The 2,656-nt window shown below is 60.1% G+C and carries 3 protein-coding genes; all 3 read left to right on the top strand.

Features of this window, described 5'->3' with window-relative positions; all coding sequences use genetic code 11:
• Nucleotides 1–81: 81 nt before the first annotated feature.
• Nucleotides 82–1,293, top strand: a complete 1,212-nt coding sequence (locus AXF19_RS02670) for an RtcB family protein (RefSeq protein ID WP_066844673.1) — start codon at nt 82–84, stop codon at nt 1,291–1,293.
• A gap of 90 nt (nt 1,294–1,383) precedes the next feature.
• On the top strand, nt 1,384–2,208 hold the full coding sequence (locus AXF19_RS02665; RefSeq protein WP_066844672.1) for an ADP-ribosylglycohydrolase family protein: 825 nt from the start codon (nt 1,384–1,386) through the stop codon (nt 2,206–2,208).
• A 69-nt stretch (nt 2,209–2,277) separates the two neighbouring features.
• Nucleotides 2,278–2,656, top strand: a 379-nt coding sequence (locus tag AXF19_RS02660; RefSeq protein ID WP_066844671.1) for a DUF188 domain-containing protein, incomplete at its 3' end; no start/stop codon positions are given.

Below are 2,656 nucleotides of genomic sequence, written 5' to 3'. Positions count from 1 at the left end.
GAGTTCTCACGAACATTGGGAAGTGTATTTCTTTTGTTGCGCTGCTCATTGCATTGTGGTAGCAGAAAGGAAGAGTCGGCAATGGAACGCATGGAGATACGCGGGCGCTGCGGCGTCGCAATCGCATACGCAAAGGTGATCGAGGAGGAGGCCGTCGAGCAGATCCGCCGCATGTGCGACTACGAATTTACGGAGGGCGCGAGCATCCGCATCATGCCCGACGTGCACTGGGGCAAGGGCTGCACGATTGGCACGACGATGACCGTGCGGGACAAGGTCGTGCCGAATCTCGTCGGCGTCGATATCGGCTGCGGCATGTATACGGTCAACCTCGGAAAGGGCGAGATCGACCTCGTGCGCTTCGATGAGGCGGCGCATTTTGTCCCCTCGGGGCGGGGGCTCTGGGAGGGGCGGCAGGAGAAATTCGACCTCCTCGCGCTGCGCTGCTATCGCAGTCTCAAGGATACAAAGCGCATTGCGCGCAGCCTCGGCACGCTCGGCGGCGGCAATCACTTCATCGAGATCGACCGCAGCGCGGACGGCACGAACTACCTCGTGATTCACACGGGCAGCCGCAACCTCGGCAAGCAGGTCGCCGAGCACTACCAGAACATCGCAATCGACCTCTCGCATGGAAAGGACGAGCTTTTCCGCGCGCGCGACGAACTCATCCGCCGCTACAAGGCGGAGGGGCGGCGCAGCGAGCTGCAGGAGGCCATCAAGGCGCTGAATCGGGACTTTAAGGCAAGGGCAGCGGAGATTCCCGCAGACCTCGCCTTCCTCTTCGGCAGCTATCTTGAGGACTATCTGCACGACATCGAGATCTGCCAGAGTTTCGCGCGGCGCAACCGCGAGGTCATTGCACGCGTCCTCTTGGAGCGCGCGGGACTCACGGCAGGCGAGGCATTCCACACGGTACACAACTACATTGATACCGACGAGCGTATCCTGCGCAAGGGCGCGATTGCGGCGCATGCGGGCGAGCGTGTCCTCATCCCGATCAATATGCGCGACGGCAGCATCCTCGCGGTCGGGCGCGGCGATCCCGACTGGAACTACTCCGCGCCGCACGGAGCTGGACGCCTCATGTCGCGCACGGCGGCGAAAGAACGCCTCTCGATGGAGGAATTCCGCGAAACAATGGCGGATGTCTACACCACCGCCGTCAACGAGAACACGCTCGACGAGGCACCGATGGCGTACAAGTCGCTTGCAGATATCATCGATGTGATCGAGGACAGCGTGGACGTGATCGAGGTGCTGAAGCCGATCTATAATTTCAAAGCAGGGTAAATGCCGTAATGCAAAGCCTCCTCCGTCGCGACGGGGGAGGGGCGCCTTGAGCGGTTACTGCAAGAATTTTATCAAGAAAGGAACAGGAAAATGTACGGCGCAATACTGGGGGACATCATTGGCTCCCCCTATGAATTCGATCGCGGGGAAAAGACGAAGGACTTTCCGCTTTTCCCGCCGCACGCACGCTTTACCGACGATACCGTCATGACCGTTGCCGTCGCCGAGGCGCTGATCGCGGCGGGGACGGATGCATGCGAGGAAAATGTAAAGACGGACGTTGTGCGCCTTATGCAGCATTGGGGACGGTGCTATCCGCGCGTCGGCTACGGCGGGATGTTTCGGCAGTGGCTCGTGATGGAACATCCGCAGCCCTACGGTAGCTTCGGCAACGGCTCCGCGATGCGCGTCTCCTCCGTCGGCTGGCTCTATGACAGCCTCTCTCGTACGCGTGAGGTCGCGCGGTGGACAGCGGAGGTCACGCACAACCATCCCGAGGGCGTGAAGGGCGCGGACGCGGTCGCGAGCGCGATCTTCCTCGCGCGCACGGAGCACACACGGGAGGAGATCAGGGACTATATCGCGGAGGTATTCGGCTACAACCTTGACCGCACACTCGATACGATCCGCCCGACCTACCATATGGACGCCACCTGTCAGGGGAGCGTCCCCGAGGCGATCATCTCCTTCATCGAGAGCAATGACCTCATCGACGCCATCCGTAACGCCGTCTCCCTCGGCGGCGACACCGACACCACAGCCTGTATCGCAGGCAGCATCGCAGAAGCCTTCTACGGCTGCACGGACGAGGAGAAGCGAGCTGTTGAAACCCGCCTCCCAGAGGAGATGCTGACGGTGCTCGCTGCATTCCGGATGGCGCGGGAGGAGGACGCAGAGGGGATAGCTGTGAAATGACTCATCGGTGCAAAAATGTGCACCGGAAGCTCTGCTTTATTGTATAATGAAGCAGAGGAGGTGAGGTCGGTGCAGATCTATGTGGACGCAGATGCATGTCCGGTATTGCAACAGATCGAGGACATGGCGCGGATGTATGTGGTTCCTGTCACGCTCTTCTGTGACACGCACCATGTTCTTCATTCGGATTACTGTGAGTTGCGTCTTGTAGACGCGGGCAAGGATGCCGTCGATATTGCACTGACGAATCGCTGCTGTGCGGGGGACATCGTGGTGACACAGGATTTTGGCTTGGCAAGGTTTGTCCTCGATAAGGGGGCATATGCGATCCATCCGTCGGGATGGAGGTATCAGAATCTCAGTGAGGATGAGGCGGCGCACAGAGAAGAGGTGCGTAAACGCATACGGGAGCTTCAACAGCCGTGGAAGCGGAACAAGGAGCGGAAGC

The organism is Selenomonas sp. oral taxon 126, assembly GCF_001683335.1.
Classification (GTDB): domain Bacteria; phylum Bacillota; class Negativicutes; order Selenomonadales; family Selenomonadaceae; genus Centipeda.
The sequence above is the reverse complement of the archived record's forward strand: the minus strand, read 5'-3'. Positions and strand labels throughout refer to the sequence as shown.

What these genes read in the sequence shown, in the direction of transcription:
- AXF19_RS02670 (WP_066844673.1), top strand. Translation starts at nt 82, where the DNA reads ATGGAACGCATGGAGATACGCGGGCGCTGCGGCGTCGCAATCGCATAC.
- AXF19_RS02665 (WP_066844672.1), top strand. Translation starts at nt 1,384, where the DNA reads ATGTACGGCGCAATACTGGGGGACATCATTGGCTCCCCCTATGAATTC.